Genomic DNA, 22,285 nt, shown 5'->3' on the forward strand with positions numbered 1-22,285 from the left:
AGGGGACCGGCTGTCCCTTCCGAGGAGTTCCTGTGGCTGTCACCGCCTTCGTGATACCCCCCCTGCTGCTGTGCGCCATGCTCGCCCTGGAGTGGTACGAGGAACGCATGCTGGGAGCCTCCGCCGGCGACGACGAGGCCGCCCCGGCCCGTCACGCGGCGCGTGAGCGCCATCTGCGGGCCGTGCCGGACCTGCCGGAGGCGGCGCCGTCCGGGCCCGTCCGGCGGGACGGCGCCACCGGCGACCGGGACGCCGCCCGCCGCGCGGCCTGATGCGCGGCGCGGTGCCACGCGGTGTGCCGGCACGACGAACACCGGCGTGTCCACGGATCGTGGCCGGGGTGGCGCGGGTCACGTAATGGCATGGGCATGACCATCCCCGGGTACCGGGCGCCTGTACCCACGTGACGAACCGTGACCCGCGGGGCCGGAGCCGACGCGGTCGCGGCCGAGGAGAGGACGGACGATGAGCGGCGATCCCCGGTACAACGGCCGAGCCCTCGACCCCGGCGAACTGCGCGAGCGGATCGAGGGCACCCGGGGCCGGTCGACCGTGGACGTGGAGGGACCGGCGCGGCGAGCGGGAGCCGGGACCGGGCGCCGCGCGGCTCCCGGCCCGGTGACACGCGGCCGTGTCGTCCTGCTCGTGACGGCCGCGGTGGCGGTGGTGGTCGCGGTCGCCGCCCGGAACGGCAGGCGCCGCTGAACGGCGGCCCACGGGGACGGACCCACCCGCGCGGACCCCGTACGCGCATGAGGCCGGGCGCCTCGGGCACGCGACGAGTCATGAGAGCGTTGAAGAGGTGGGGGCGGAAGGCCGGACACCCCAAGCGTGCGCTGTTGGCCAGGGTCCTGCCCCGGGAGCCGGCGGAGCTGTCGGATGCCCTGCGGCGCGAGTGTGACGACCACCTCGTGGTGCTCGGGCACAGCCGTGTGGTCGCCCCCAACGCCTACGAGGTCGAACTCCCCACCGCGGTGTACGAGAAGCTGGCCCGGCGCGGTCGTCGAGTGGGTCAGGACCTGGCCGACACCCTGGCCCGCCACGGCGAGAACAGGAAGTACGAGTGGGCCGGGCCCCTCGCCGTCCGTGTCACCACCGGCGAGGACCTGCCCGACGGGCACTACCGCGTGACCAGCAGTGCCACGCCCAACGTCCGCGTCGGCGCCTTCGCCGACCACGGCGAGCCCGACTCCTGATCCCGGCCCCGGCCCGACATCCGACCCCGACCGCCCGGAACGGTCCGACCGCCTTCGGAACGACCGCCCCCGCGAGGGGAGCGTGGCCCCGAGGCGATGGGCGCGCCCCGGACGTCGTCAGGAGTCCCGAGGGGTGACCGACAGGAACGGGGTGCGTCGCGGCCCCCGGTACAGCAGCGCCTCCCAACCGCGCTCCTCCAGGAGTCGCGCGCAGGCCCGCAGCCGCTCTCCGGCTTCCCGGCGGGCCTCCGAGACCGATGGACCCAACCACTCGACACGGACCGAGCCGGGCTCCTCGGAGGGCGACACGCGGTAGCCCGTTCGTGTGCGGCGACCGTCCCCGCCCACCGCCGACGGCGGTACGCCGGCGGCCTCCAGGGCCAGGGAGACGGCCCGCACCGCGCGCGTCCGCTCCCACGGAGCGGGGACGGCCGTGCCGTCCCCGCCGCCCGGCGCGCCGCCCGTGACGCGGCGGATCTCCAGCACCCCCGCCCAGGCGCGGGCCGCGGCGGCGCGCCGCCGCGGCCCCTCGGCCGGCTCGGGGCCGTCGCCGGTCGCCGCGTCGAACCCGCCGCCGCCCGGCGCGGGCGGACCGGACGGACCCGGAGCATCGGACGGTGTGGGCGGAGCCGGGGCGACGGAGCCCGGCGACGGCCCCGGACCCGCCTCGCCGGAGGGCCGCTCGAGCGGCTGCTCCCGCAGCCGCTCGCGCACCGCCAGCCCCGCGCCGTTCAGATAGTGCCGGCGGACCCGGCCGTACTCCACGGCCAGCCCCTTGGCCCGCAGCGCCGCGCACACCGCCGGGGACGCCGAGAGCTCCCCGGTGACCGGATCGGACGACAGGACCGCCCGGCGCTGTGCGACGGTGAGTTCCGCCGCCGTTCCCCGTGCCGTCAACCGCCACCTCCCGACCGTCTCCCGCCCCGGACCTCGGGGCACACCGACCAGTACCGACCAGTATCGGGGCCCCGTGACGGACTGTTCAGGACGGACTGCTCGCCCCGGAGCCCGGCACCAGCTCGGGGTGCGCGTCACGGAGCCGGTCGGGCGCCGCCTGCCGCCAGGAGTCGACGAGGACGTCGCGCAGCTCCGCCAGGTCCTCCAGGGCGGCCAGCCGTACCCGTACCCACGCCGAACCCGCCTCGTGCGGAGGGACCCAGAACTTCTCCGGCTCGGCCGCGATCAACTCCTCGCGCTCGTACCGGGGGCAGCGCACCGCGATGGAGGTCTCGTCGTCGGGCACGGTGACGTACATCTTTCCGGCCACCCGGAAGGTGGGCATGTTCCAGGCCTCCTTCTCCGCGGACTCGGGAAGGGACAGTGCGATGCGGCGGACGTCGTCGGCGTCGATCATGCCACCACCGTAGCCGGCGGACGGGCGTTCGGAGGGAGAACGTGGGACGGGGCCCGGAGGGGAACCGGACGACGCGGGCCGCCCGGCACGGGCCGGCGGTCGGCGGTCCGCGGACGGCGAATCACTCCCCGCAGAGTTCGGCGAAGCGCCGGGCGGCGACGTTGCCGCCCGACAGGATCACCCCCACCCTGGGCGGCAGGTCGCCGATCCGGCCGGCGAGCAGGGCGGCGGGAGCGGCGGCGCCACTGGGCTCCACCACGGTCTTCAGACGCTCGAAGAGGAACCGCATCCCGTCGCGCACCTGGTCGTCGGTGACCGTGACGATCTCGTCCACCAACCGCCGGTTGACGGAGAAGGTCAACTCTCCGGGGATCTCGGCGGCCAGTCCGTCGGCGACGGTGCGCGGCACGGGGACGGAGACCCGCTCGCCCGCCGCCAGGGAGCGCCTGGTGTCGTCGCCGGCCTCCGGCTCGACACCGATCACCCGGATCCCGGGCAGCAGGCCCTTGGCGGCCGTGGAGCTGCCGGCGATCAGACCGCCGCCGCCGACCGGGGCCACCAGCGCGTCGAGTTCGCCCACCTCCTCGATCAGCTCCAGCGCGGCGGTGCCCTGCCCGGCGATGATGTGCGGGTGCTCGTAGGGCGGGACGAGCGTCAGTCCGCGCTCGGCCGCGAGCGCCTCGCCGAGGGCCACCCGGTCGCCGGTGTAACGGTCGTAGGTGACGACCTCCGCGCCGTACCCGGCGGTGGCCTCCCGCTTGGAGCGAGGGGTGTCCTCGGGCATCAGCACCACCGCGGTGGTGCCCAACTCCCGTGCCGCCAAGGCCACGGCCTGGGCGTGGTTGCCCGAGGAGTACGCCGCCACGCCCCTGGCGAGTTGCTCGGGGGAGAGCCGGGAGATCGTGTTGTAGGCGCCGCGGAACTTGAACGCCCCGACGCGCTGGAGGTTCTCGCACTTGAGGTGGACCTCCGCGCCGACGAGGTCGTCCAGGGTGCGCGAGCGCAGCACGGGGGTGCGGTGCGCCACTCCCCTGATCCGCTCGGCGGCGTCGCGGACGTCCTCCAGGGAGACCGGGGAAGGGTTCCTCATCTCTGCGCTCCTCGTGTCATGGTGGCGTACGGGCGACCCGCCGTGACCGGGCGCCGCCGTGGGAGCATCGTGCCGGCCGGCACCGGGTGCCCGGCGAATGCCCCCACCTGGCGGAACGAAAATCCCAGAAATTGATGCGCATACTCCGTCGCGGCCGGGGCAGGCGCGGCATTGTCGGCCCACAGACGATGGCGAGGGGCGGCGAACCAGGGAGGGAAACGCATGACGGCGACGACGATCTCGCGTACGAAGGCCGACCGGGGTGCGCAGGAGCCTGCCGAGCGGAACGGCACCGGGCTTCCCCAGGTCGCCACCGAGCTTCCGCAGGTCACCGACCCGCACAAGATCGCGCCGAAGGACGCGAGGGCGCTGTCCAAGCTCTTCTTCGACCGCCTGGCGGTGCTGGAGGAGGGCACGCCCGAGTACCAGTACGCGCGCAACACGCTGATCGAGATGAACATGTCGCTGGTGCGATACGCGGCCGGCCGGTTCCGCAACCGCGGCGACGACATGGAGGACATCGTCCAGGTCGGCATGATCGGCCTGATCAAGGCCATAGACCGGTTCGAGCTCTCCCGTGAGGTGGAGTTCACCACCTTCGCCGTCCCCTACATCGTGGGCGAGATCAAGCGCTTCTTCCGCGACACCTCCTGGGCGGTGCACGTTCCGCGCCGGCTCCAGGAGGCCCGCGTCGAACTCGCGCGCGCCACCGAGGAGCTGAGCACCCGGCTCGGCCGGGCCCCCAAGGTCAGCGAGCTGGCCGCGCTGATGAACCTCTCGGAGGAGGAGGTCATCGAGGCGCGCCTGGCCTCCAACGGCTACCAGTCCGCCTCGCTGGACGCCGCCGTCGGCGGCAGCGAGGAGGGCGAGACGGCGCTGGCGGACTTCATCGGCGCCGACGACCCGGGCATGGAGCTGGTGGAGAACTTCCACGCCCTGGCACCGCTCATCGAGGAACTGGGCGAGCGGGACCGCCGGATCATCCACCTGAGGTTCGTCGAGGAGCTCACACAGTCCCAGATCGGCGAGCGGCTCGGCTGCTCCCAGATGCACGTCTCGCGGTTGCTGTCCCGGGTCCTGGCCAGGCTGCGCGAGGGCATGCTCGCCACGAACTGAACCGACCCCTCGTCCGTGAGCCCCGTCCGGTGCCTTCCGGACGGGGCTCACGCGTTCCGCGGGCGGCCGCCCGCCTGGAACCGAGGGAGGCGGCCGACCGCCTCGGCCCCGGGCCTACCGGGGCGCCTCGGTGACCGGCACCCTGCCGGTCACGCGGTAGACGTGGCCCGCCTCGGCCGCGAAGACGACGAACTCGCCGTCGGGGCCGCCGTCGGGGTCGCCGCCGGGGGCGTCGGACACCTCCACGGCCTCCCCGGTCGCGGTGTCGACCAGGGTGTGCGTCCCGGCGAAGACCGGGCTGCGCACGGTCAGTTCCCCCGTGCGGTCCGGCGCCAGCGTGAACGTGACGGTGCCGTCCTCCTCCCAGGCCGCGTCGACGGTGACACCGCCGCGCGCCCTGAGCCCGGCGACCGATCCCCTCCGCCACCGCGAGGGCCTGGCGGGCAGCGGGTGGATCACACCGCCGTGGCTCTGCAGCAGCATCTCCGTGACGCCCGCGGTGGCGCCGAAGTTGCCGTCGATCTGGAACGGCGGGTGGGTGTCGAAGAGGTTGGGCAGGGTGCTGTGCGCCAGTTGGCGGGCGAGCAGGGCGTGGGCCCGTTCGCCGTCCAGCAGCCTCGCCCGGAAGTTCACCTTCCAGGCCATGCTCCAGCCGGTGCCCCCGTCGCCGCGGGCGTCCAGCGAGACCTCGGCCGCGCGGGCGTACCGGGGGGTGGTGTGCGGGGAGATCCGGCGGCCGGGGTGGAGCGCGTAGAGGTGGGAGACGTGTCGGTGGGTGTCGGCCGGGTCGTCCAGATCCGCCTTCCACTCCTGGAGCTGCCCCCAGGAGCCGATCCGCAGCCCGGGGTCGAGCTCGTCCAGGGCCGCGCGGAGCCGGGCGCGGAACTCCGGGTCGGCGTCCAGTTCCTCCGCGACCTCCAGGGCGTCGGCGAACAGCTCCCACACGATCTGTTGGGACATGGAGTCCCCGGCGGTGAAGTCGCCGTGCTCGGGCGAGTAGGAGGGGGAGACCACCAGCGTGTCGTCGCGCGGATCGCGTCGCAGGTTCGCCAGCCAGAGTTCGGCGGCGCCCCGCAGCAGCGGCAGGACGCGGTTGCGCAGGGCCTCGCGGTCGCCGGCGAAACGGTGCAGGTCGCAGACCTGGGAGGCGAGCCAGCCGGCGGCCACGGGGAACCAGAAGGCCGTCGCCCAGTCGTCGACGCCGGTGTGGCCGAAGGGGTTGACGCTGTGCTGCACCACCCAGCCGGCGGTGCCGAAGAGGCTCCGGGCACTGTGCTCGCCGGGCTCGACCAGCGACTCGACGAAGGCGGTGAAGGGTTCGGCGGTCTCGGCCAGATTGGCCGGCCCGGCGGGCCAGTAGTTCATCTGGAGGTTGATGTTGGTGTGGTAGTCGGCGTCCCACGGGGGAGAGGTGGAGTCGTTCCACAGGCCCTGGAGGTTCGCGGGCAGCGCGCCGTCGCGCGAGGAGGCGATGAGGAGGTAGCGGCCGTACTGGTAGTACAGGGCCTCCAGGGCCCGGGCGTCGGCGGACTCCCCTCCGTCGTAGGCGGCCAGCAACTCGTCGGTGGGGCGGTCGGGAACGGACTGGCCGATGTCCAGCCGGACGCGGTCGAACAGGGCACGGTGGTCGGCGGTGTGCCGGTCGCGCAGCTCTCGGTGGGTGCGGGCCGCGGCGGCCTCGACCGCGGCCCGCACGGCGTCGGCCGGATCGGGGCCGCGGTAGGACGGGTGGACGGGCGCGTGGTCGGTGCCCGCCGCCAGGACGAACACGGCGCCGTCGGCGCCGACGACCCTCAACCCGCCGTCCTCGTGGACCACCTCGCCGCCGTCGACGACCACCCGGACCCGTGCCTCGAAGACCATGCCGTTGTCCGCGAGCCTGCCGCGCACCCGCAGCTCGCCGTCCTCGACCGTCACCCGGTGGTCGTCGCGCGGCGAGGTGTAGCGCAGGGCGAAGGCGACCGAACCCGGCCGGTTTGCGACCAGCCGTCCGACCAGCACCCGGTCGGGCCGGCTGACGAAGTACTCCCGGACGTGGGTGACTTTGCCGACGGTGTAACGGACTCCGGCGACGGCGTCGGCGATGTCCAGGTGCCGCCGGTACCCGGTGCACCCGGGCGGGACGGCGCCCGGGGCGTCCCGATCGCCGCGGGCGCCGTCCCGGTCGGCCGTGTCGATGCGGAGCTCCCCGAAGGTCTGGTAGGCGCCGAACCCCGTGCGGGGTCGGCCCAGTTTCCCCGCCACCCACTCGGGGGGCGCACAGCCCTCGGCGTCGATCCTCGCCACGACCTCCTCCAGCGCGCCCGGACGCGGGGAGTCGTTGCCGAAGTGGTACCCCGGCACGCCGGGCCCACCGGTCCACAGGCTCTTCTCGTTGAACTGCACGGTCTCGGAAGTCACTCCGCCGAACACCATGGCGCCCAGGGTGCCGTTGCCGATGGGCAGCGCGTGCGACTCCCACGAGACGGCGGGCTCGTCGTACCACAGGACGTTCCCGTCGGCCTCGGTGCGTGCCCCGGCCGGCGGGGGCCCCGGGGCGGACGGGGAGCCGGAGTGGGGTGCCGACGAACGCATGGGGCCTCCAGGGGCGGTGGTGGTGCGGCGGTACGCGCGGCGGGCCGTTGCGGACCGTCCGCGGTTCGGCAGCATGGCCCATGACGCCACCGGGGACAACCCACAGACCCGATCTCTCCGACGGGCGGGGCCGATCCCGGCCGGAGTGCGCCGACGCCCCGAGCCGTCGCACACTCCGGTGTTCCACGTCCCCTCGGAGGCGAACGCCCCAGGTGGGGCGAGGTGCGGGCGCTCACCGGCGAGTTCGCCGGGAGCTCTGTCCGACCGGCCCCCGAAGGAAGCGACCCTCCTCCCGCCCCGGTGTCCTCTCCGTGTGATCGGACCTCTGCGCGGGAGGGGGAGGTACGCCGACGGCCCGTGGTTCTGCGACGATCGCCGCTGCGGTACGGAGGGGCACGCACGGGTGTGCCACGGCGCGAACGAACGACGGAGGCTGCGGGATGTCCGTGACGGACAGGGCGATCGAGATGATCAAGGAGATGATCGTCTCCGGAAGACTGTCGCCGGGGGCCAGGCTGCCCAAGGAGGACGTGCTCGCCGAGCGGCTCGGCCTGTCGCGCAACTCGCTGCGCGAGGCGGTCAGGGCCATGGCGGCGATGCGGATCCTGGACGTCCGGCACGGTGACGGAACCTACGTCTCCAGTCTGGAGCCCCACCTGCTGCTGGAGACCCTCTCCTTCGCCTCCGACGTCTCCAGGGGGGCGGCGGCCCGCCAACTCCTGCAGGTCCGCCGGATGGTGGAGCCGCAGGCCACGGCAGCGGCGGCGGCCCTGATCGACGACGCCCGGCTGCGTGAGCTGCGGGAGATCCTGGACCGGTGCGCCGCGGCGGAGTCCGTCGAGGAGTTCGTCTCCCTGGACAACGAGTTCCACCACACCATCGCGGCGACCGTCGGCAACCCGGTGCTCACCATGCTGCTGCGGGTCCTCTCCGTCCGCACCCACCAGGTACGGGTGGCGCGCGGCGCCGACACCGAGGCGGCCCTCCAATCCGCGCACCGCGAGCACGAGTCGATCCTGCGGGCCCTGCGGGCACGGGATCCCCAACTGGCCGGGGCGGCGGCCGCGGTGCACGTCGCGGCCGTCGAGCAGTGGCTGGGGGAGTGCGACGGGCAGGAGGAGTGACCCGGGAGGCGGTCCGGGAAGGCACCCCGGAGAGTTGCCCCGCCCCCGACCCATCGGTCATCGGATCTCTCGCCGTGTCTTTACGGGAACTCGGGCTTCTTATACCGTCCGACGTCATAGACATCCGATGACCGAGCCCGTGTCAGGAATCGGACCATCCACGTGCCACCGGATCGACACCCGCTCCCGCGAGGTCGGCCGGCGGTGTGACGAGGACGAAGGAGCACGCCCGTGAGACTCACCCGGCTCGGTCCACGAGGCGAGGAGCACCCGGCCGTCCTGGCCGACGACGGCCGCCTGCTGGACGCCTCCGGAGTGACGCACGACTTCGACGGTCCGTTCCTCGCCTCCGGGGGCGTCGAACGCCTCCGTGCCGCCCTGCGCGAGGACCGACTGCCCGAACTCCACCGGCCCGCGGACACCCGCGTCGGCGCACCGGTCGCCCGCCCGGGGAAGATCGTGTGCATCGGCCTCAACTACCGCGACCACGCCGCCGAGACCGGGGCGGCGGTCCCGGAGCGCCCCGTGGTCTTCCTCAAGGACCCGGGCACCGTCGTCGGACCCTGTGACGAGGTCCTCGTTCCGCGCGGCTCCACCCGCACCGACTGGGAGGTCGAACTCGGCGTCGTCATCGGCTCCCGCGCCCGCTACCTCGACTCGCCCGAGCAGGCGCACGCGCTGATCGCCGGCTACGCGGTCAGTCACGACGTCTCCGAGCGCGAGTTCCAACTGGAGCGCTCCTCCCAGTGGGACCTGGGCAAGTCCTGCGAGACCTTCAACCCGCTGGGGCCGTGGTTGGTCACCCCCGACGAGGTCGGCGACCCGCAGGCGCTCGGCATGCGGCTGTCGGTCAACGGCCGGGTGCGCCAGGACGGCCACACCTCCGACATGGTCTTCGACGTGGCGCACCTGATCTGGTACCTGAGCCAGTACATGGTCCTGGAACCGGGGGACCTGCTGAACACCGGCACCCCGGCCGGGGTCGCCCTCGGTCTGCCGGACGCTCCCTACCTGCGGGCCGGCGACACCGTCGAACTCGGCATCGAGGGCCTGGGCGACCAACGCCAGACCCTCGTCCAGGCGTGAGGGGCCGCCCGGTGCCCACCGCTCCCGCCCGCGTCACCGGCTTCACGACCCACGACATCCGCTTCCCCACCTCCGAGGAGTCGACCGGCTCCGACGCGATGAACCCCGACCCCGACTACTCGGCCGCCTACCTGGTCCTGAGCACCGACGCGGGCGACGGCGCCGAGGGGCACGGCTTCGCCTTCACCATCGGCCGCGGCAACGACGTCCAGGTGGCCGCGATCGAGGCCCTGCGCGACCACGTCCTCGGCCGGCCCGTCGAGGAGCTGTGCGCCGATCCCGGCACGCTCGCCCGCGCGCTGGCCGACGACAGCCAACTGCGCTGGCTGGGGCCGGAGAAGGGGGTGATGCACATGGCGGTCGGCGCGGTGCTCAACGCCGTGTGGGACCTGGCGGCCAAACGCGCGGGCAAGCCGCTGTGGAAGCTGCTCGCCGACGCCGACCCCGCGTGGCTGGTCTCCCAGGTCGACTTCCGCCACCTCACCGACGCCCTCACCCCCGCCAGGGCCCTGGAACTGCTGCGCCGGGGCAGACACGGCAGCGCGGAGCGCGAGGCCGCCCTGCGCGAGCGCGGCTATCCCGCCTACACCACCTCGCCCGGTTGGCTGGGCCACTCCGACGCCAGGCTCACCCGGTTGGCCCGCCAGGCGGTCGCCGACGGATTCGGGCAGATCAAACTGAAGGTGGGCGCCGACCCGGCGGACGACGTCCGCCGCTGTCGCGTCGCCCGCGCGGCCGTCGGTCCCGACATCCGCCTGGCCCTGGACGCCAACCAGCGCTGGGACGTGGCGGAGGCGATCGTCCGGACGAGGGAGCTGGCCGAGTTCGACCCGTACTGGATCGAGGAGCCCACCTCGCCCGACGACGTCCTCGGCCACGCGGCGATCCGTGCCGCCGTGGCCCCCGTCAGGGTCGCCACGGGCGAACACGCCCACAACCGCGTCGTCTTCAAGCAACTGCTGAAGGCCGGGGCGATCGACGTGCTCCAGTTGGACGCCGTCCGGGTCGGCGGGGTCAACGAGAACCTGGCGATCCTGCTGTTGGCCGCCGAGTTCGACGTCCCGGTCTGCCCGCACGCCGGCGGCGTGGGCCTGTGCGAACTCGTCCGCCACCTGTCGATGTTCGACTACGTGGCGCTCAGCGGCACCACACGCGACCGCACCATCGAGTACGTCGACCACCTGCACGAGCACTTCCTCGACCCGGCCGTCGTCCGCGACGGTCACTACACCGTGCCCACCGCGCCCGGTTTCTCCGCCGCGATGGTCCCGGAGTCGATCGCACGTCACACCTATCCCCACGGCGCGTACTGGGCCGCCCGGACGGCGGCCGACGAGGAGGCCCCGGCATGACCGCGGAGACATCCGGCACCCCCGGCACCCCCGGCGCCCCCGGCGCCCACGAGATCCCCGGCACGGGCGGATTCCCCGGCCCGAGGGGACTGCGGGCCCTGGTCACCGGCGGCGGCTCCGGGATCGGACGGGCCACGGCCCGCGCCCTGGTCGACGCCGGTGCCCGGGTGGCCGTCCTCGACCTCGCCCCGGACTGCCGGGACGAGCCGTGGGCCGGTCTGGAGGCGGACGTCACCGACGACGCCTCGGTCCGCGGCGCCGTCGCGGAGGCGGCCGACCTCCTGGGCGGCATCGACGTCCTGGTCAACAACGTCGGCGTCGGGGCGGTCGGCACGGTGGAGGACAACCCCGACGAGGAGTGGCACCGCGTCCTGGACGTCAACGTCCTCGGCATCGTCCGCACCACCCGCGCCGCCCTGCCCCGTCTGCGGCGCTCGGCACACGGCTCGATCGTCAACACCTGCTCGATCGCCGCCACCGCCGGACTGCCGCGCCGCGCCGCGTACTCCGCGACCAAGGGCGCCGTTCTCTCCCTCACCCTCGCCATGGCCGTCGACCACCTCCACGAGGGCATCCGCGTCAACTGCGTCAACCCCGGCACGACCGGCACCCCGTGGGTGACCCGACTGCTCGACGCCGCCGAGGACCCCGAGGCCGAGCGCGCCGCGCTGGAGGCCCGTCAACCCATGGGGCGTCTGGTCACCGCCGAGGAGGTCGCGGCGGCGATCGTCTACCTGGCCTCCCCGGCGGCCGCCGCCGTCACCGGCACGGCCCTCGCGGTCGACGGCGGCATGGCCGGTCTGCGACCGCGCCCGGGAGCCCGGTGACGGCCGGGGAGCACCGGCCGGAGGGGAGGCCGGCGGACACCGGGGCCCGGATCGTCGACGCCCACCACCACGTGTGGGACCTGTCGGTGCGCGACCAGGACTGGCTCGCCGACGACCGGCTCGCTCCCCTGCGACGGACCTTCACCACGGCCGACCTGGCCCCCGAGGCGGCCGCCGCCGGAGTGGACGCCACCGTGGTGGTGCAGACCGTCACCGTCCCCGACGAGACCCCCGAACTGCTGGCCCTGGCCGCCGCCGACGACCTGGTCGCCGGGGTGGTCGGTTGGACCGACCTGACCGCCCCCGACGTGGCCGACGCCCTCGCCCGGCTCCGCGACGGGCCCGGTGGCGAGCACCTGGTGGGCATCCGCCACCAGGTGCAGGGCGAGCCCGACCCCCGGTGGCTGCTGCGCCCGGACGTGACACGCGGTACGCGGGCGCTGGCCGCGGCCGGCCTCGTGCACGAACTGGTGGTCCTGCCACACCAGTTGCCCGCCGCCGCGGAAGCCGCCGCGGCCCACCCCGACCTCCTGTTCGTCCTGGACCACCTGGGCAAGCCACCGGTGGCCGAGGGCCGCTCCGCATCCTGGGCCCGGGACCTGCGGCGGCTGGCCGGGCTGCCGAACACCCTGGGCAAGCTCTCCGGACTGGTCACCGAGGCCCACTGGGACACCTGGACGGTGGAGGACCTGCGCCCCTTCGCCGACACCGCCCTGGAGGCGTTCGGGCCCGAGCGGCTGATGTTCGGTTCGGACTGGCCGGTCTGCCTGCTCGCCGCGCCCTACCGACGGGTCGTCGGAACCGCCCGGGAGCTGACCGCCGCCCTGACCCCCGCCGAGCGGGCCGCCGTCCTCGGCGGTACGGCGACCCGGGTCTACGGGCTCCGGCGGCACGGGCCCGGCTGACGCCCCCGGGCCGCGCCCGTCACCGCCGCCGTGCCGTCCCGCCGAGCGGCTCCAGCCGGTCGATCTCCCGGACGACGTGGTCGACGTAGGGCCGCGGCCCCGCCGCGAACTCCTCCCACCGCTCCTCCTCGTCGCCCAGGTAGACGGCCCGGGCGTGGGCCAGGACGGGCCGGTGCGCGGCCGGAAGCCGGGGGAGGGCCCAGTCGGCCGCGGCGTCCTTGGAGCGGACCGTCCCGGTCGCCAGGGTCGTCCAGACGCGGGCGAGGGTCAGGACGACGTTGCGGGTGTCCGACGCCACCTCGGCCGACAACCCCGGCACCCCGGCGACGATCCCCCGTCTGAGGTCCCCGTGCGGGACGGGGGCGAGCACCTCGCCGGGAGGCGGCCCGTACAGGGCGGTGTCGCCCCGCAGCACCATCGTGACCAGCGGCGCCAGGTCGGGGTCGGGCCCCGGTGACGGTGTCAGACCGCGCTCGTACTCCTCGCGCAGCCATTCCCCGTACTGGAACTCGCACCGGGGCGGCATGCGCCAGGGACACACGTCGTCCCGCACGACGGCGGTCAGTTCGACGGGCCGGGCCGGGCGCGAGGCGGTGCCGTCCCCGGAGATCCCGAGCAACCCGTCGACGAGCGCCCTGCGCTGCTCCTTTCGCGTGTGCCGCCGGAGGACGACGAACACGTCCAGGTCGCTGTGGGGGCGCAGCCCCCCGAGCACGGCCGAGCCGTGCGGATAGACGCCGATCACCTCGGGGCCGAGCACCTCGCGCACCAGGTCCACGACGTCGTCGAGCCGTTCCGGCGGCCTCTCCATCGGGCCTCCCTCCGCTTTTGGCGGACCGCGTCCACGGCCGCGGCACCTCCGAGGCCGTGGACGCGGCCGACCCCGCAGGAGTGTCCGTCCCCAAACGGGGCACCGGTCGAAACAGCCGGGCGGCCCTCGCCGCGCGCGGCCGAACGATCGCCGACACCGCTCACTTCCCTGGAGGCACCGTGACGGAGACCATCCTCCTCGTCCTCGGCCTGGTGGCCGCTCCCGTCGTCGCCCTGGCGCTTCTCACCTGGGGGCTGAACGGCACGGCGTGGCTGCTGGACCACTTCGGGAACCGGAAGCACCCGTAACCCCCCTCGCCCTCCGGCGCGGTGCGAGCCGGTCGGGCACCGGGCACCGGACCCTTACGGGCACGAGCGACGACGGCCGCACCCACGGCGCCGAGCCCCGGCAACGGTCGTCGCGTCGTCCCGGGCGGCGAGCGCGGAGGAGACGGCACCACCCCCGGCCACGTCACCCGATCGGGGGTGCCGGCCGTGAGAACGGCGGCCGGGGGACGCACAGTGGGCTTCATGTGGTCCCCCCGCCTGGTGCTGGGCACTGTCCTCCTCCCCCTGGCCGCGCTGGTGGCGGGGGACGGCCCCGCACACTCGCCCGTCCGGCGACCGGATCCGCCCCCGGTGGCCGTGCCCGTGAACGGAGGCCCCCGGCCGACGGTCGTCTCCCGGTCCGCCTGGGGCGCCGACGAGGACATGGTCAGGGAGCGTCCCGCCTACACCGGCCCGGCCGTCGCGGTGTTCGTCCACCACACCGGGCACCCCAACGACTACCACTGTGACGAGGTCCCCGCCCTGCTGCGCGCGCTGGAGGCCGACCACGTCCACGGCCAGGGCTGGGACGACATCGGCTACAACTTCGTCGTCGACCGCTGCGGCACCATCTACGAGGGCCGTGCCGGGGGCGCGGCGCGCCCGGTCCACGGGGCCCACACCCAGGGCTTCAACCGGGACAGCGTCGGTGTCGCCGCCCTGGGCACCTTCGACGCCGGAACACCCGTGCCCGAGGCGGTCGTCGAGGCGATCGCCTCGGTCACCGCGTGGAAGCTCCGCCCCGGCGCCGACCCGCACGGGAGGGTGAGGTTGACCTCCACCAACGGCAACAGCCGCTACCCGAAGGGGGAGACGGCGGTCTTCGACGTCGTCTCCGGCCACCGGGACAGCCACCAGACCGACTGTCCCGGCCAGGCCCTCTACGACCGCCTCCCCGCCATCCGGGACCGGGCCGCCCGGCTGCGCGACCCCTGACGCGGCGCCGTGGGCCGAACGCCCACGGTCCTCGCAACTCCCACAGATCGCGGGTGTTGCGAGGACCGTTGGAACCCAAGCACGGGAGTCCGGGCGCCGGGGCGCGTCGGGCCGTGTCAGGCCGTGCCGTCGCGTTCCCAGCGGTAGAAGCAGTGCGCCATGGCGTCCTTCGGGCCGCGCCAGGTCTGCGGGTCGTACGGCTTCACGTACGCCGAGAGCCGCTCGCTGACGCCGCGGAACTCCGGGTGGTCGGTGGCCCGGGCGATGGCGGGGCCGGGGTCCCGCTCGCTCTCGATGAGGTGCATGTACACGTCGCCGAACTGGAAGAGGCTGCGCCGGGCCACGCCCACCAGGTGGGGCAGCTCGCCGCGGTCGGACTCGGCGAACACCTTCGCGATGTCCGGCGCCGCTCCCGGTTCCATCCGGGCGACGATCAGGGTGTGGTGCACGGGCGCGGCTCCTCAGTCGCTCATCGCGGCGGCGGTCGGACGCTCGCCCGCGGCCTGCTCGATCCGGTCCCGGATGAGGGCCATCTGGATCCGGGAGTTGCGGTTGATGTTCTCCGTCATCCACGCGTCGTCCACGGGGGCGTCCGGCTTCATCTCGAAGTCCTGCGTCCAGTGCATCCGGACGCCCTCGGAGGTCTCCTCGTACCGCCACCGGATGTTCATGTAGCGGAAGGGGCCGGTCTCGACGCGGTGGGCCCGCACGGTGAGGGAGGCGCGGTCGGCCACCCGCTCGGAGACCCAGCTCCACACCCGGCCCTCCTCGTCCGGGTGCATGGTCAGCCGGAACCGCGTGCGGTCGCCGTCGCGGGACAGGATCTCGGCGGACGCGTACTCGCTGAACAGCCGCGGCCAGTTCTCGACGTCGTTGGTCATCTCCCAGACGAGGTCCAGGGGCGCGGCGATGGTGATCTCGTTCTCGGTGTGCCCGGCCACCTCACACCTCCGTCGTCAGGGCGCCGTTGACGCACCGGAGGAACTCGCGGGGCGTCCTGCACCGCTCGGCGTGGTCCGGCAGGTCCAGGCCGTGGCTCTTCTCCAGCTCGCCCACGATGCCGAGCAGCCCCAGCGAGTCGAGGCCGAAGGCGTCGAAGCCGGATTCGGCCCGCTCCGCCAGCTCGCGGGGGTCGACGGTGACGCCCGCGGTCCGTCTCATCAGGGCGGCCAGCTCCTCCACGGTCACCTGTGCGGTCACCTGATCGGTCATGTGGATGTTCTCCTTCGCTTGTGGGAGGGGTCAGGCGCCGTGTCGCAGCACGAGCGCCGCGTTGGTGCCCATGAGGCCCCGACTGAGGATCAGGGCCGTGCGCGGTTCGGCCGGGCGGGCACGGTCGGTCACCAGGTCCAGATCGTGGTCGACCTCGTGGGCGTGGACGTTGGGGGTGGGAGGGATCAGACGGTGTTCCATGGCGAGCACCGCCGCCGCGGCGTCCAGCACGGACGCCCCGCAGTAGGCCCGCCCGACGCCGGTCTTGGGCGCGGTGACCGGCACGCGCCGGCCGTGGGAGCCCAGGGCGTCGGTGATCGCCAGGGCCTCGGCACGGTCCGCCTCGGCCACCCCGAGGGCGTCGGCGAACACCACGTCGACCTCCTCCGGTCGGCAGCCGGCCTCGTCCAGGGCGCCGCGGATCGCCCGGGCCAGCCCTTCGCGGGACCGGTCCCAGCGGGAGGCGCCGGTGAACGTGGCGGCGTGTCCGGCCACCGTGGCCCTGGGTGGGGCGCCGCGGCGGCGGGCCGCCTCCCCGTCCTCCACCACGAGCATGGCGCCGCCCTCGGCGGGCACGAACCCGCGGGCGGACGAGGTGAAGGGCAGGTACGCGCGCTGTGGAACCTCCTCGGTGCTCAACTCGGGGTACCCCAGTTGACACACCGCCGAGTAGGGGGCCAGCGGCGCCTCGGCCGCGCCGGCGACGACGGTGTCGGTGCCGCGTCCCACGGCGCGCGCGGCGTGGGCCAGGGCGTCCAGGCCGCCCGACTCGTCGGCCGCCACGACGCCGCAGGGCCCCTTGAAGCCGTCGCGGATGGAGATCTGGCCGGTGCTCGCCGCGTAGAACCAGGCGATGGACTGGTACGGCCCGACGTACCGCGGTCCCTGGCCCCACAGGTTCTGCAGCTCCCGCTGCCCGAACTCGCCGCCACCGGATCCGGCCGCGGTGACCACGCCCACGGAGTAGGGCGAGTCCGCGTCGGCCCGACCGAACCGGGCGTCCTCCAGGGCCATCGTGGTCGCGGCCAGCGCGTAGTGGGTGAACCGGTCGGTCTGGACCAGGAGGCGTCCCTCGATCGTCGACGCCGGGTCGAAGTCGCGGACCTCGCCCGCGACCCTCAGCGGCAGGTGCCCGCAGCCGGTGCGGGTGACGCGGTCCAGGGCACCGACGCCGTCGGCCACCGACTTCCAGAACACCTCCGCGCCGATCCCGTTCGGCGCCACCACGCCGATGCCGGTGACGACCGCGCGCCGCCCGGACCCGTCCCGTCGCGGGCTCATCGCGTCCTCCCGTCCGGCCGCGTCAACACCACCGCGGACTGGAAGCCGCCGAAGCCGCTGCCCACCGACAGCACGGTGCGCATCCTCCGCTCGCGCGCCTGGCGCGGCACGTAGTCCAGGTCGCACTCGGGGTCCGGGGTCTCGTAGTTGGCCGTCGGCGGCACCACCTGGCGGGCCAGGGCCAGCACACAGGCGACCGTCTCGATGGATCCGATGGCGCCCAGCGAGTGGCCCACCATCGACTTGATCGAACTCATCGGCGTGTCGTAGGCGTGGGCTCCCAGGGACCGCTTGACCGCCGCGGTCTCGTGACGGTCGTTCTGCCGGGTCCCCGAGCCGTGCGCGTTGACGTAGTCGACGTCCGAGCCGTCCAGCCGGGCCTGGTCGAGCGCGGTGTCGATGGCCCGCGCCATCTCCAGGCCCTCGGGGGTCAGGCCGGTCATGTGGTAGGCGTTGCCGTAGGTCGCGTAGCCGGCGACCTCGCAGTACACGCGCGCGCCGCGGGCACGCGCGCGCTCCAGCTCCTCCAGGACGAGCACCGCGCCGCCCTCGCCCATGACGAAGCCGTCGCGGTCGGCGTCGAACGGCCGGGAGGCGTGCGCGGGATCGTCGTTGTTGGGGGAGGTGGCCTTGATGGCGTCGAAGCAGGCCATGGTGATCGGGGAGATCGGCGAGTCCGAGGCACCGGCGAGACAGACGTCGGCCCGTCCCTCGGCGACGGCGTGGAAGGCGTACCCGACGGCGTCCAGCCCCGAGGTGCAGCCGGTGGAGACCGTCTGCACCGGACCGCACGCGCCGAACTCCTCGGCGACGGCCGAGGCCAGCGTGCTGGGCGAGAACGCGCGGTGCAGGTGTGGACCGGCCCGCCGGTGGTCGACGTCCCAGCGGGATCCGCGCTCGCTGACCAGAACGTAGTCGTGTTCCAGTCGGGTGGTGCCACCGACCGCCGTGCCCAGGCTGACGCCCGTGCGCCAGGGGTCCTCCCGGCCGGGCTCCAGGCCGGCGTCACGGACCGCCTCGGCGGCGGCGACCAGCGCGAACTGTACGTAACGGTCACAGCGCTCCACCCGATCGGCGTCCAGACCGTGCGCGAACGGGTCGAAGTCGCACTCCGCCGCGATCCGCGAGCGCAGCCCGACGGGGTCGAAGAGGGTGATGCCGCGGGTCGCGGTTCGGCCCTCGGTCAGCAGGTCCCAGAACGCCGGGACGCCGATGCCGCCGGGGGCCACCACGCCCAGACCGGTGACGGCGACGCGTCGGGTCACGACACCGCCCCGGTGGGCTCGGCGGGCCTGCCGTGGACGGGCGGGAACCGGTCGTCGGCCCGCTCCGGCGCGGTTTCCTCGGTGTCGACGTGGCCGAGTTCGGGCCGGGGCGCCAGCGGGCCCAGGTGGAAGACCAGACGGGCCTCGGTGTCGCCGACGTTGCGGAACCGGTGCCGCATGTGCGCGGGGATCAACAACCCCTGCTCGGGCGCGAGCGGGTGCGGCTCCCCGTCCAGATCCACCTCGAAGGAGCCACTGACGACGTAGACGAACTCCTCGGAGTACGGGTGGTAGTGCTCGGCGATGCGATCGCCGGGCTGCACGATGGCCACGCCCATGAAACCGCTGGTGGAACCCACCGTGGCGGGGGTGAGCATGGCGCGCAGGTCGCCGCCGCGCCGGCGGTTGGGCTGGATCTCCTCGAGGGCGACGGTGCGTGGGCGCTGCTGGGTCTCGTTCATTGGTCGATCGCTTTCGGAAGGCCGCTGCCGGCTGGCACGGGATGGCTGGTCGCTGGTCGTCGGTCGCGTGTGGTTCGGACGGTGAGGTGCTGAGGCGGGGGGCGGAGCCGGTGTCAGGAACGGCGCTCGACGAGGTCGGCCACGAGCCGCATGCGGGCGTGCGCGAGGAGGCGCAGCAGCCCGTCCTCGTCGAGGGCGAGGCCGTCGACACCGAGGGCCTCACCGTCGAGCAGGTCCGCGAGTTCGGTGGCGTCGGCGGGGTCCCGCAGCCCCAGGACCGGACCGGGCGCCGCCTCCGGGTCGCCCGCCACCTCGACGACCCGCACGACGGTGTCGTCACGGTGGAAGACGGTGGCGGAGCGGACCGGGTCGAGCGGATCGTCACCGGCGAGTTCGTCCTGCCGGGAGAGCAGCCGCGCCAGTTCGCCGCCCGCGCCCTCGCGGGCCGGGTGGTACAGGGCGAGCCGCCGGACCTCCGTCCCCGACGGCACCGGCCCCACGGGGGCGACGTGGTGCACGGCGGGCATCGCGGCCCGGGTGAGGGACACCCGTGCGGACTGCGGGTCGTCCAGGTCCCGACTCCGCGTCAGATGGGGCGTGAGGGCGTCCTCCACCGCGCGCACCTCGGGGCGCCCGGTGACGTGGAGGAGCCCGGCGAGCAGATCCCCCCGCAGCTCGCGCAGCTCGACGATCCGCACGACCCGGTTTCCGTGCACGAACAGCGAGGTGCGGTGGAGCCGGGCGGTGTCGCCCGCCCGCCACGCGGGCAGGGTGTGGCCGGCCAGGATGTCCGCCACCTCGGACTCGCTGCCGGGGCGGACGGTGTGGAGCAACGCGTGGCGCACCACACCGCCGCCCGGTCGGGGGGAGGACTGCGGCCCCACCGCCGCCACCGGCGCGGCGGCGGGGCCACCGGTCTCCCTGATGACGCGGAAACGCAGCGACCGGGTGTCCGTCAGGCAGGCGCGCAGCGGCCGGACCGTCTCCATGTGCTCCTCGCTGTTCACCCAGGCGAGGAACGGCGGCGCGCTCTCCCACTCGCTGGTGATGAGCCACTGGGACGGGTCGTCGAGGGACTGGCAGAGCTGGTCGCGGATGTGCCCCGGGGTGGACGCCACCTGGTCGCACACGCGCTCGTACGCGCCGAGGAACCGCTGTTGGGCGCCGTCCGCGACGTCCAGCAGCAGGACGACCCGGAGTGTGGAGCCGTCGAAGGCCGACTGGGACACACGGCCAGAGACCTGGGGGGCGAGGCCCGATGCTGTCATCCGGCACACCTCTCCTGCGAGTGGGGGAAGGGGGATCACCGAGGGAGCCGAGCGGCCGGGGACCTGCTCGGACCCGGCTTCGACCGCGGTGCGTCTTGATCGTGTGACGCCCCGTCCGGTGCCGCAAATCCTGGGAAGCAACCGGGTGAGGCGCCCGCCAAACCCCTTCTGCGGCAGCGAAAGTGACGAACCCCCAGGCCGGGGCGGGGTGATGACCGGTGCCGGCCGGAAACCGCACTGCCTCGTCCCCTCCGGTTCCCGTCCGCGATCGGCGGATCATCCGGGTGAAGCATGGGCGAGCACCCCGTGCGGGTGGCATGCATCACCACCGGCGCACGCCCGTGTGCGCCGGTGGTGACGCACGCGCTGGAGGCGAACGATGAACGAAGAAGCCGACCTCAGAATCCCGGTCCTCATCGTCGGCGGTTCCCTGGTGGGCCTGTCCACCTCCGTGTTCCTGGGCCGCCTGGGCGTACCGCACGTCCTGGTGGAGCGGCACGCCGGCACCTCGGCCCACCCGCGCGGACGCGGCAACAACGTGCGGACGATGGAGCTGTTCCGGGTGGCCGGACTCGAATCCGCCATCAGGGACGCGGCGTCGGTCCTGGCCGGAAACCACGGCATCTTCCAGACGCCGTCCCTGGCCGGTGACGAGGGCGAGTGGTTGTTCCAGCGGATGGACGAAGGCGGCGCCCTGGCCCGGATCAGTCCCAGCGCCTGGTGTCTGTGCAGCCAGAACGACCTGGAGCCGGTCCTGGTGGAACGCGCTCGCCGGCTCGGTGGCGACCTGCGGTTCGCCACCGAGCTGATGTCCTTCGACGCCGACCCGGACGGCGTCGTCGCCGTGGTCAAGAGCCGCGAGACCGGGGAGCACACCACGATCCGCGCCTCCTACCTCGTCGCGGCGGACGGTCCGCGCAGCCCGATCCGCGAACGGCTCGGCATCGGTCACACCGGACCCGGCGACCTGTTCCACAACGTGAGCGTCACCTTCCGCTCCCGTCGCCTCGCCGACGCGGTGGGCGACCGACGCTTCCTCATGTGCTACCTGACCGACCCGGAGGCGGACGGGGCGCTGCTGCCGGTCGACAACCGGGAGCGCTGGGTCTTCCACCTGCCCTGGCACCCCGAGCGGGGCGAGACGCTGGAGGAGTTCACCGACGAGCGGTGCGCGCGGCACATCGCCCGCGCGGTCGGCGTCCCCGACCTCGACGTGGAGATCACCGGGAGGGCCGCCTGGCACGCCGCGGAGCGGGTCGCCGAGCGGTACGCCGACGACCGGGTCCTGCTGGCCGGCGACTCCGCCCACGAGATGCCCCCCACCGGGGCGTTCGGCGCCAACACCGGGATCCAGGACGCCCACAACCTGGCGTGGAAGCTGGCCGCCGTGCTCGGCGGCTGGGCGGGGAAGGGCCTGTTGGAGACCTACGACTTCGAACGTCGCCCCGTCGCGCTGGCCACCGCCGCCCGCGCCTCGGGCCGTTCCGCGGAGCACAGCCACCCCGGCTACGACCCGGCCGCCGGGGGGCCGCCCGCCGGGGGATCCGGAGGGCCGGGCGGGGGAGGCCCGCAGGGCGGAGTCCTCACCGTGGCCCTGGGCTACCGCTACCCGCGCGGCGCCGTCGTGGGCACCGACCCCGACGCCCCGGCCGTCCCCGGAGCCCTGCGGCTGACGGGCGAACCGGGCAGCCGGGCGCCCCACATGTGGCTGCGCCGCGCCGGGGAGCGGATCTCCACCCTGGACCTGTACGAGACGACGCCGGTGCTCCTCTGCGGCGCCACCGCGACGACCGGGTGGTACGCCGCGGCCGACCGCGTCGCCGACCTGCTGTCCGTACCGCTCGTCTGCCACCGCGTCGGCACCGGACCGGACGCCGAACTGGTCCCCGAGGAGGACGCCGACTGGGCACGGGTCCACGGCGTCGAACCGGACGGTGCCGTGCTGGTCCGTCCCGACGGGTTCGTCGCGTGGCGCTCCACCGGCCCCGTCGACGACCCGGAGGCGACGCTCCGTCAGGTCCTGACGGCCGTCCTGGCGTTGGACTGACGCCGTCCCCCCGTCCCCCCGTCCCGCCGGGCGGCACCCGCCGCCCGGCGGATC

General features: G+C 74.2%; 24 protein-coding genes. 12 read left to right on the forward strand and 12 right to left on the reverse strand.

Annotated elements, in window-relative coordinates:
* Nucleotides 1-32 precede the first annotated feature (32 nt).
* The 3 genes from F0L17_RS24890 (at nucleotide 33) to F0L17_RS24900 (ending at nucleotide 1,196) form a co-directional block, all read left to right on the forward strand.
* Nucleotides 33-272, forward strand: a complete 240-nt coding sequence (locus tag F0L17_RS24890; RefSeq protein ID WP_155072785.1) for a hypothetical protein — start codon at nucleotides 33-35, stop codon at nucleotides 270-272.
* A 193-nt stretch (nucleotides 273-465) separates the two neighbouring features.
* Complete coding sequence (locus tag F0L17_RS24895; protein ID WP_155072786.1) at nucleotides 466-705, forward strand: hypothetical protein; 240 nt, start codon at nucleotides 466-468, stop codon at nucleotides 703-705.
* Nucleotides 706-785: 80 nt separating this feature from the next.
* Entirely contained in the window at nucleotides 786-1,196 is a 411-nt protein-coding gene (locus F0L17_RS24900; RefSeq protein ID WP_155072787.1) for a DUF3662 domain-containing protein, read from the forward strand.
* A gap of 117 nt (nucleotides 1,197-1,313) precedes the next feature.
* Here the strand turns inward: F0L17_RS24900 and F0L17_RS24905 are convergent, their stop codons facing one another.
* From F0L17_RS24905 to F0L17_RS24915, 3 genes are all read right to left on the reverse strand, one after another.
* A complete protein-coding gene (locus tag F0L17_RS24905) occupies nucleotides 1,314-2,093 on the reverse strand; it encodes a hypothetical protein (RefSeq protein ID WP_338018212.1) in 780 nt (259 codons plus the stop codon).
* An 85-nt stretch (nucleotides 2,094-2,178) separates the two neighbouring features.
* The gene (locus F0L17_RS24910) at nucleotides 2,179-2,550 is read right to left on the reverse strand and encodes an MmcQ/YjbR family DNA-binding protein (RefSeq protein ID WP_155072788.1); all 372 of its coding nucleotides are present in this window, start codon (nucleotides 2,548-2,550) and stop codon (nucleotides 2,179-2,181) included.
* A 121-nt stretch (nucleotides 2,551-2,671) separates the two neighbouring features.
* Nucleotides 2,672-3,640: a pyridoxal-phosphate dependent enzyme gene (locus F0L17_RS24915; RefSeq protein WP_155072789.1), complete on the reverse strand. Its 969-nt coding sequence runs from the start codon at nucleotides 3,638-3,640 to the stop codon at nucleotides 2,672-2,674.
* Nucleotides 3,641-3,862: 222 nt separating this feature from the next.
* Here F0L17_RS24915 and F0L17_RS24920 point away from each other — a divergent pair, with 222 nt between their 5' ends.
* Nucleotides 3,863-4,756, forward strand: coding sequence for an RNA polymerase sigma factor SigF (locus F0L17_RS24920; protein WP_155072790.1), 894 nt, complete (start codon nucleotides 3,863-3,865; stop codon nucleotides 4,754-4,756).
* Nucleotides 4,757-4,870: 114 nt separating this feature from the next.
* Here F0L17_RS24920 and F0L17_RS24925 read toward each other — a convergent pair whose 3' ends face one another.
* Nucleotides 4,871-7,330 (reverse strand): glycoside hydrolase family 95 protein, encoded by a 2,460-nt coding sequence (locus F0L17_RS24925; RefSeq protein WP_155072791.1) that lies wholly within the window; start codon nucleotides 7,328-7,330, stop codon nucleotides 4,871-4,873.
* A 440-nt stretch (nucleotides 7,331-7,770) separates the two neighbouring features.
* Here F0L17_RS24925 and F0L17_RS24930 point away from each other — a divergent pair, with 440 nt between their 5' ends.
* The 5 genes from F0L17_RS24930 to F0L17_RS24950 all read left to right on the forward strand — a co-directional run bounded on the left by F0L17_RS24930 (nucleotide 7,771) and on the right by F0L17_RS24950 (nucleotide 12,624).
* Nucleotides 7,771-8,454, forward strand: coding sequence for a FadR/GntR family transcriptional regulator (locus F0L17_RS24930; protein ID WP_155072792.1), 684 nt, complete (start codon nucleotides 7,771-7,773; stop codon nucleotides 8,452-8,454).
* A 231-nt stretch (nucleotides 8,455-8,685) separates the two neighbouring features.
* On the forward strand, nucleotides 8,686-9,540 hold the full coding sequence (locus F0L17_RS24935) for a fumarylacetoacetate hydrolase family protein (protein ID WP_162466661.1): 855 nt from the start codon (nucleotides 8,686-8,688) through the stop codon (nucleotides 9,538-9,540).
* An 11-nt stretch (nucleotides 9,541-9,551) separates the two neighbouring features.
* Nucleotides 9,552-10,892: an enolase C-terminal domain-like protein gene (locus F0L17_RS24940; protein WP_162466662.1), complete on the forward strand. Its 1,341-nt coding sequence runs from the start codon at nucleotides 9,552-9,554 to the stop codon at nucleotides 10,890-10,892.
* Nucleotides 10,889-11,719: an SDR family NAD(P)-dependent oxidoreductase gene (locus F0L17_RS24945; protein ID WP_155072793.1), complete on the forward strand. Its 831-nt coding sequence runs from the start codon at nucleotides 10,889-10,891 to the stop codon at nucleotides 11,717-11,719. Before F0L17_RS24940 ends, F0L17_RS24945 begins: the two co-directional genes overlap by 4 nt.
* Nucleotides 11,716-12,624: an amidohydrolase family protein gene (locus tag F0L17_RS24950; RefSeq protein WP_162466663.1), complete on the forward strand. Its 909-nt coding sequence runs from the start codon at nucleotides 11,716-11,718 to the stop codon at nucleotides 12,622-12,624. The genes F0L17_RS24945 and F0L17_RS24950 overlap by 4 nt, the downstream gene beginning before the upstream one ends.
* A 19-nt stretch (nucleotides 12,625-12,643) precedes the next feature.
* Here F0L17_RS24950 and F0L17_RS24955 read toward each other — a convergent pair whose 3' ends face one another.
* Complete coding sequence (locus F0L17_RS24955; RefSeq protein ID WP_155072794.1) at nucleotides 12,644-13,435, reverse strand: aminoglycoside adenylyltransferase family protein; 792 nt, start codon at nucleotides 13,433-13,435, stop codon at nucleotides 12,644-12,646.
* Between the two features lie 179 nt (nucleotides 13,436-13,614).
* On the opposite strand from F0L17_RS24955, the gene F0L17_RS28155 reads away from it, so the two are divergent.
* Together F0L17_RS28155 and F0L17_RS24960 are read left to right on the forward strand one after the other, a co-directional pair.
* Entirely contained in the window at nucleotides 13,615-13,743 is a 129-nt protein-coding gene (locus F0L17_RS28155) for a hypothetical protein (RefSeq protein ID WP_274389103.1), read from the forward strand.
* Nucleotides 13,744-13,965: 222 nt separating this feature from the next.
* Nucleotides 13,966-14,697 carry a peptidoglycan recognition protein family protein gene (locus F0L17_RS24960; RefSeq protein WP_155072795.1) on the forward strand — a complete coding sequence of 244 codons (732 nt, stop codon included), beginning with the start codon at nucleotides 13,966-13,968 and terminating at the stop codon, nucleotides 14,695-14,697.
* 116 nt (nucleotides 14,698-14,813) lie between these two features.
* On the opposite strand, the gene F0L17_RS24965 is transcribed toward F0L17_RS24960, so the two are convergent.
* The 7 genes from F0L17_RS24965 to F0L17_RS24995 form a co-directional block, all read right to left on the reverse strand.
* On the reverse strand, nucleotides 14,814-15,146 hold the full coding sequence (locus F0L17_RS24965) for a TcmI family type II polyketide cyclase (RefSeq protein WP_162466664.1): 333 nt from the start codon (nucleotides 15,144-15,146) through the stop codon (nucleotides 14,814-14,816).
* Nucleotides 15,147-15,158: 12 nt separating this feature from the next.
* Nucleotides 15,159-15,638, reverse strand: coding sequence for an SRPBCC family protein (locus tag F0L17_RS24970; protein ID WP_162466665.1), 480 nt, complete (start codon nucleotides 15,636-15,638; stop codon nucleotides 15,159-15,161).
* A 1-nt stretch (nucleotide 15,639) separates the two neighbouring features.
* Nucleotides 15,640-15,909 carry an acyl carrier protein gene (locus tag F0L17_RS24975; RefSeq protein WP_155072796.1) on the reverse strand — a complete coding sequence of 90 codons (270 nt, stop codon included), beginning with the start codon at nucleotides 15,907-15,909 and terminating at the stop codon, nucleotides 15,640-15,642.
* A gap of 30 nt (nucleotides 15,910-15,939) precedes the next feature.
* Complete coding sequence (locus F0L17_RS24980; RefSeq protein ID WP_155072797.1) at nucleotides 15,940-17,190, reverse strand: ketosynthase chain-length factor; 1,251 nt, start codon at nucleotides 17,188-17,190, stop codon at nucleotides 15,940-15,942.
* Nucleotides 17,187-18,455 (reverse strand): beta-ketoacyl-ACP synthase II, encoded by a 1,269-nt coding sequence (locus tag F0L17_RS24985; RefSeq protein WP_162466666.1) that lies wholly within the window; start codon nucleotides 18,453-18,455, stop codon nucleotides 17,187-17,189. The genes F0L17_RS24980 and F0L17_RS24985 overlap by 4 nt, the downstream gene beginning before the upstream one ends.
* Complete coding sequence (locus F0L17_RS24990) at nucleotides 18,452-18,916, reverse strand: cupin domain-containing protein (RefSeq protein WP_155072798.1); 465 nt, start codon at nucleotides 18,914-18,916, stop codon at nucleotides 18,452-18,454. Before F0L17_RS24990 ends, F0L17_RS24985 begins: the two co-directional genes overlap by 4 nt.
* A gap of 113 nt (nucleotides 18,917-19,029) precedes the next feature.
* The gene (locus F0L17_RS24995) at nucleotides 19,030-20,184 is read right to left on the reverse strand and encodes a SchA/CurD-like domain-containing protein (protein ID WP_155072799.1); all 1,155 of its coding nucleotides are present in this window, start codon (nucleotides 20,182-20,184) and stop codon (nucleotides 19,030-19,032) included.
* Nucleotides 20,185-20,563: 379 nt separating this feature from the next.
* On the opposite strand from F0L17_RS24995, the gene F0L17_RS25000 reads away from it, so the two are divergent.
* Nucleotides 20,564-22,231, forward strand: coding sequence for an FAD-dependent oxidoreductase (locus tag F0L17_RS25000; RefSeq protein ID WP_155072800.1), 1,668 nt, complete (start codon nucleotides 20,564-20,566; stop codon nucleotides 22,229-22,231).
* Nucleotides 22,232-22,285: the final 54 nt, after the last annotated feature.

Origin of the sequence: Streptomyces taklimakanensis (genome assembly GCF_009709575.1) — a bacterium.
Lineage (GTDB): Bacteria > Actinomycetota > Actinomycetes > Streptomycetales > Streptomycetaceae > Streptomyces > Streptomyces taklimakanensis.

Coding starts and splice junctions, on each gene's coding strand:
- F0L17_RS24990 (WP_155072798.1), bottom strand. CDS start 18,916: ATGAACGAGACCCAGCAGCGCCCACGCACCGTCGCCCTCGAGGAGATC.
- F0L17_RS25000 (WP_155072800.1), top strand. CDS start 20,564: ATGAACGAAGAAGCCGACCTCAGAATCCCGGTCCTCATCGTCGGCGGT.
- F0L17_RS24945 (WP_155072793.1), top strand. CDS start 10,889: ATGACCGCGGAGACATCCGGCACCCCCGGCACCCCCGGCGCCCCCGGC.
- F0L17_RS24995 (WP_155072799.1), bottom strand. CDS start 20,184: ATGACAGCATCGGGCCTCGCCCCCCAGGTCTCTGGCCGTGTGTCCCAG.
- F0L17_RS24910 (WP_155072788.1), bottom strand. CDS start 2,550: ATGATCGACGCCGACGACGTCCGCCGCATCGCACTGTCCCTTCCCGAG.
- F0L17_RS24900 (WP_155072787.1), top strand. CDS start 786: ATGAGAGCGTTGAAGAGGTGGGGGCGGAAGGCCGGACACCCCAAGCGT.
- F0L17_RS24960 (WP_155072795.1), top strand. CDS start 13,966: ATGTGGTCCCCCCGCCTGGTGCTGGGCACTGTCCTCCTCCCCCTGGCC.
- F0L17_RS24930 (WP_155072792.1), top strand. CDS start 7,771: ATGTCCGTGACGGACAGGGCGATCGAGATGATCAAGGAGATGATCGTC.
- F0L17_RS24975 (WP_155072796.1), bottom strand. CDS start 15,909: ATGACCGATCAGGTGACCGCACAGGTGACCGTGGAGGAGCTGGCCGCC.
- F0L17_RS24980 (WP_155072797.1), bottom strand. CDS start 17,190: ATGAGCCCGCGACGGGACGGGTCCGGGCGGCGCGCGGTCGTCACCGGC.
- F0L17_RS24955 (WP_155072794.1), bottom strand. CDS start 13,435: ATGGAGAGGCCGCCGGAACGGCTCGACGACGTCGTGGACCTGGTGCGC.
- F0L17_RS24915 (WP_155072789.1), bottom strand. CDS start 3,640: ATGAGGAACCCTTCCCCGGTCTCCCTGGAGGACGTCCGCGACGCCGCC.
- F0L17_RS24920 (WP_155072790.1), top strand. CDS start 3,863: ATGACGGCGACGACGATCTCGCGTACGAAGGCCGACCGGGGTGCGCAG.
- F0L17_RS24895 (WP_155072786.1), top strand. CDS start 466: ATGAGCGGCGATCCCCGGTACAACGGCCGAGCCCTCGACCCCGGCGAA.
- F0L17_RS24925 (WP_155072791.1), bottom strand. CDS start 7,330: ATGCGTTCGTCGGCACCCCACTCCGGCTCCCCGTCCGCCCCGGGGCCC.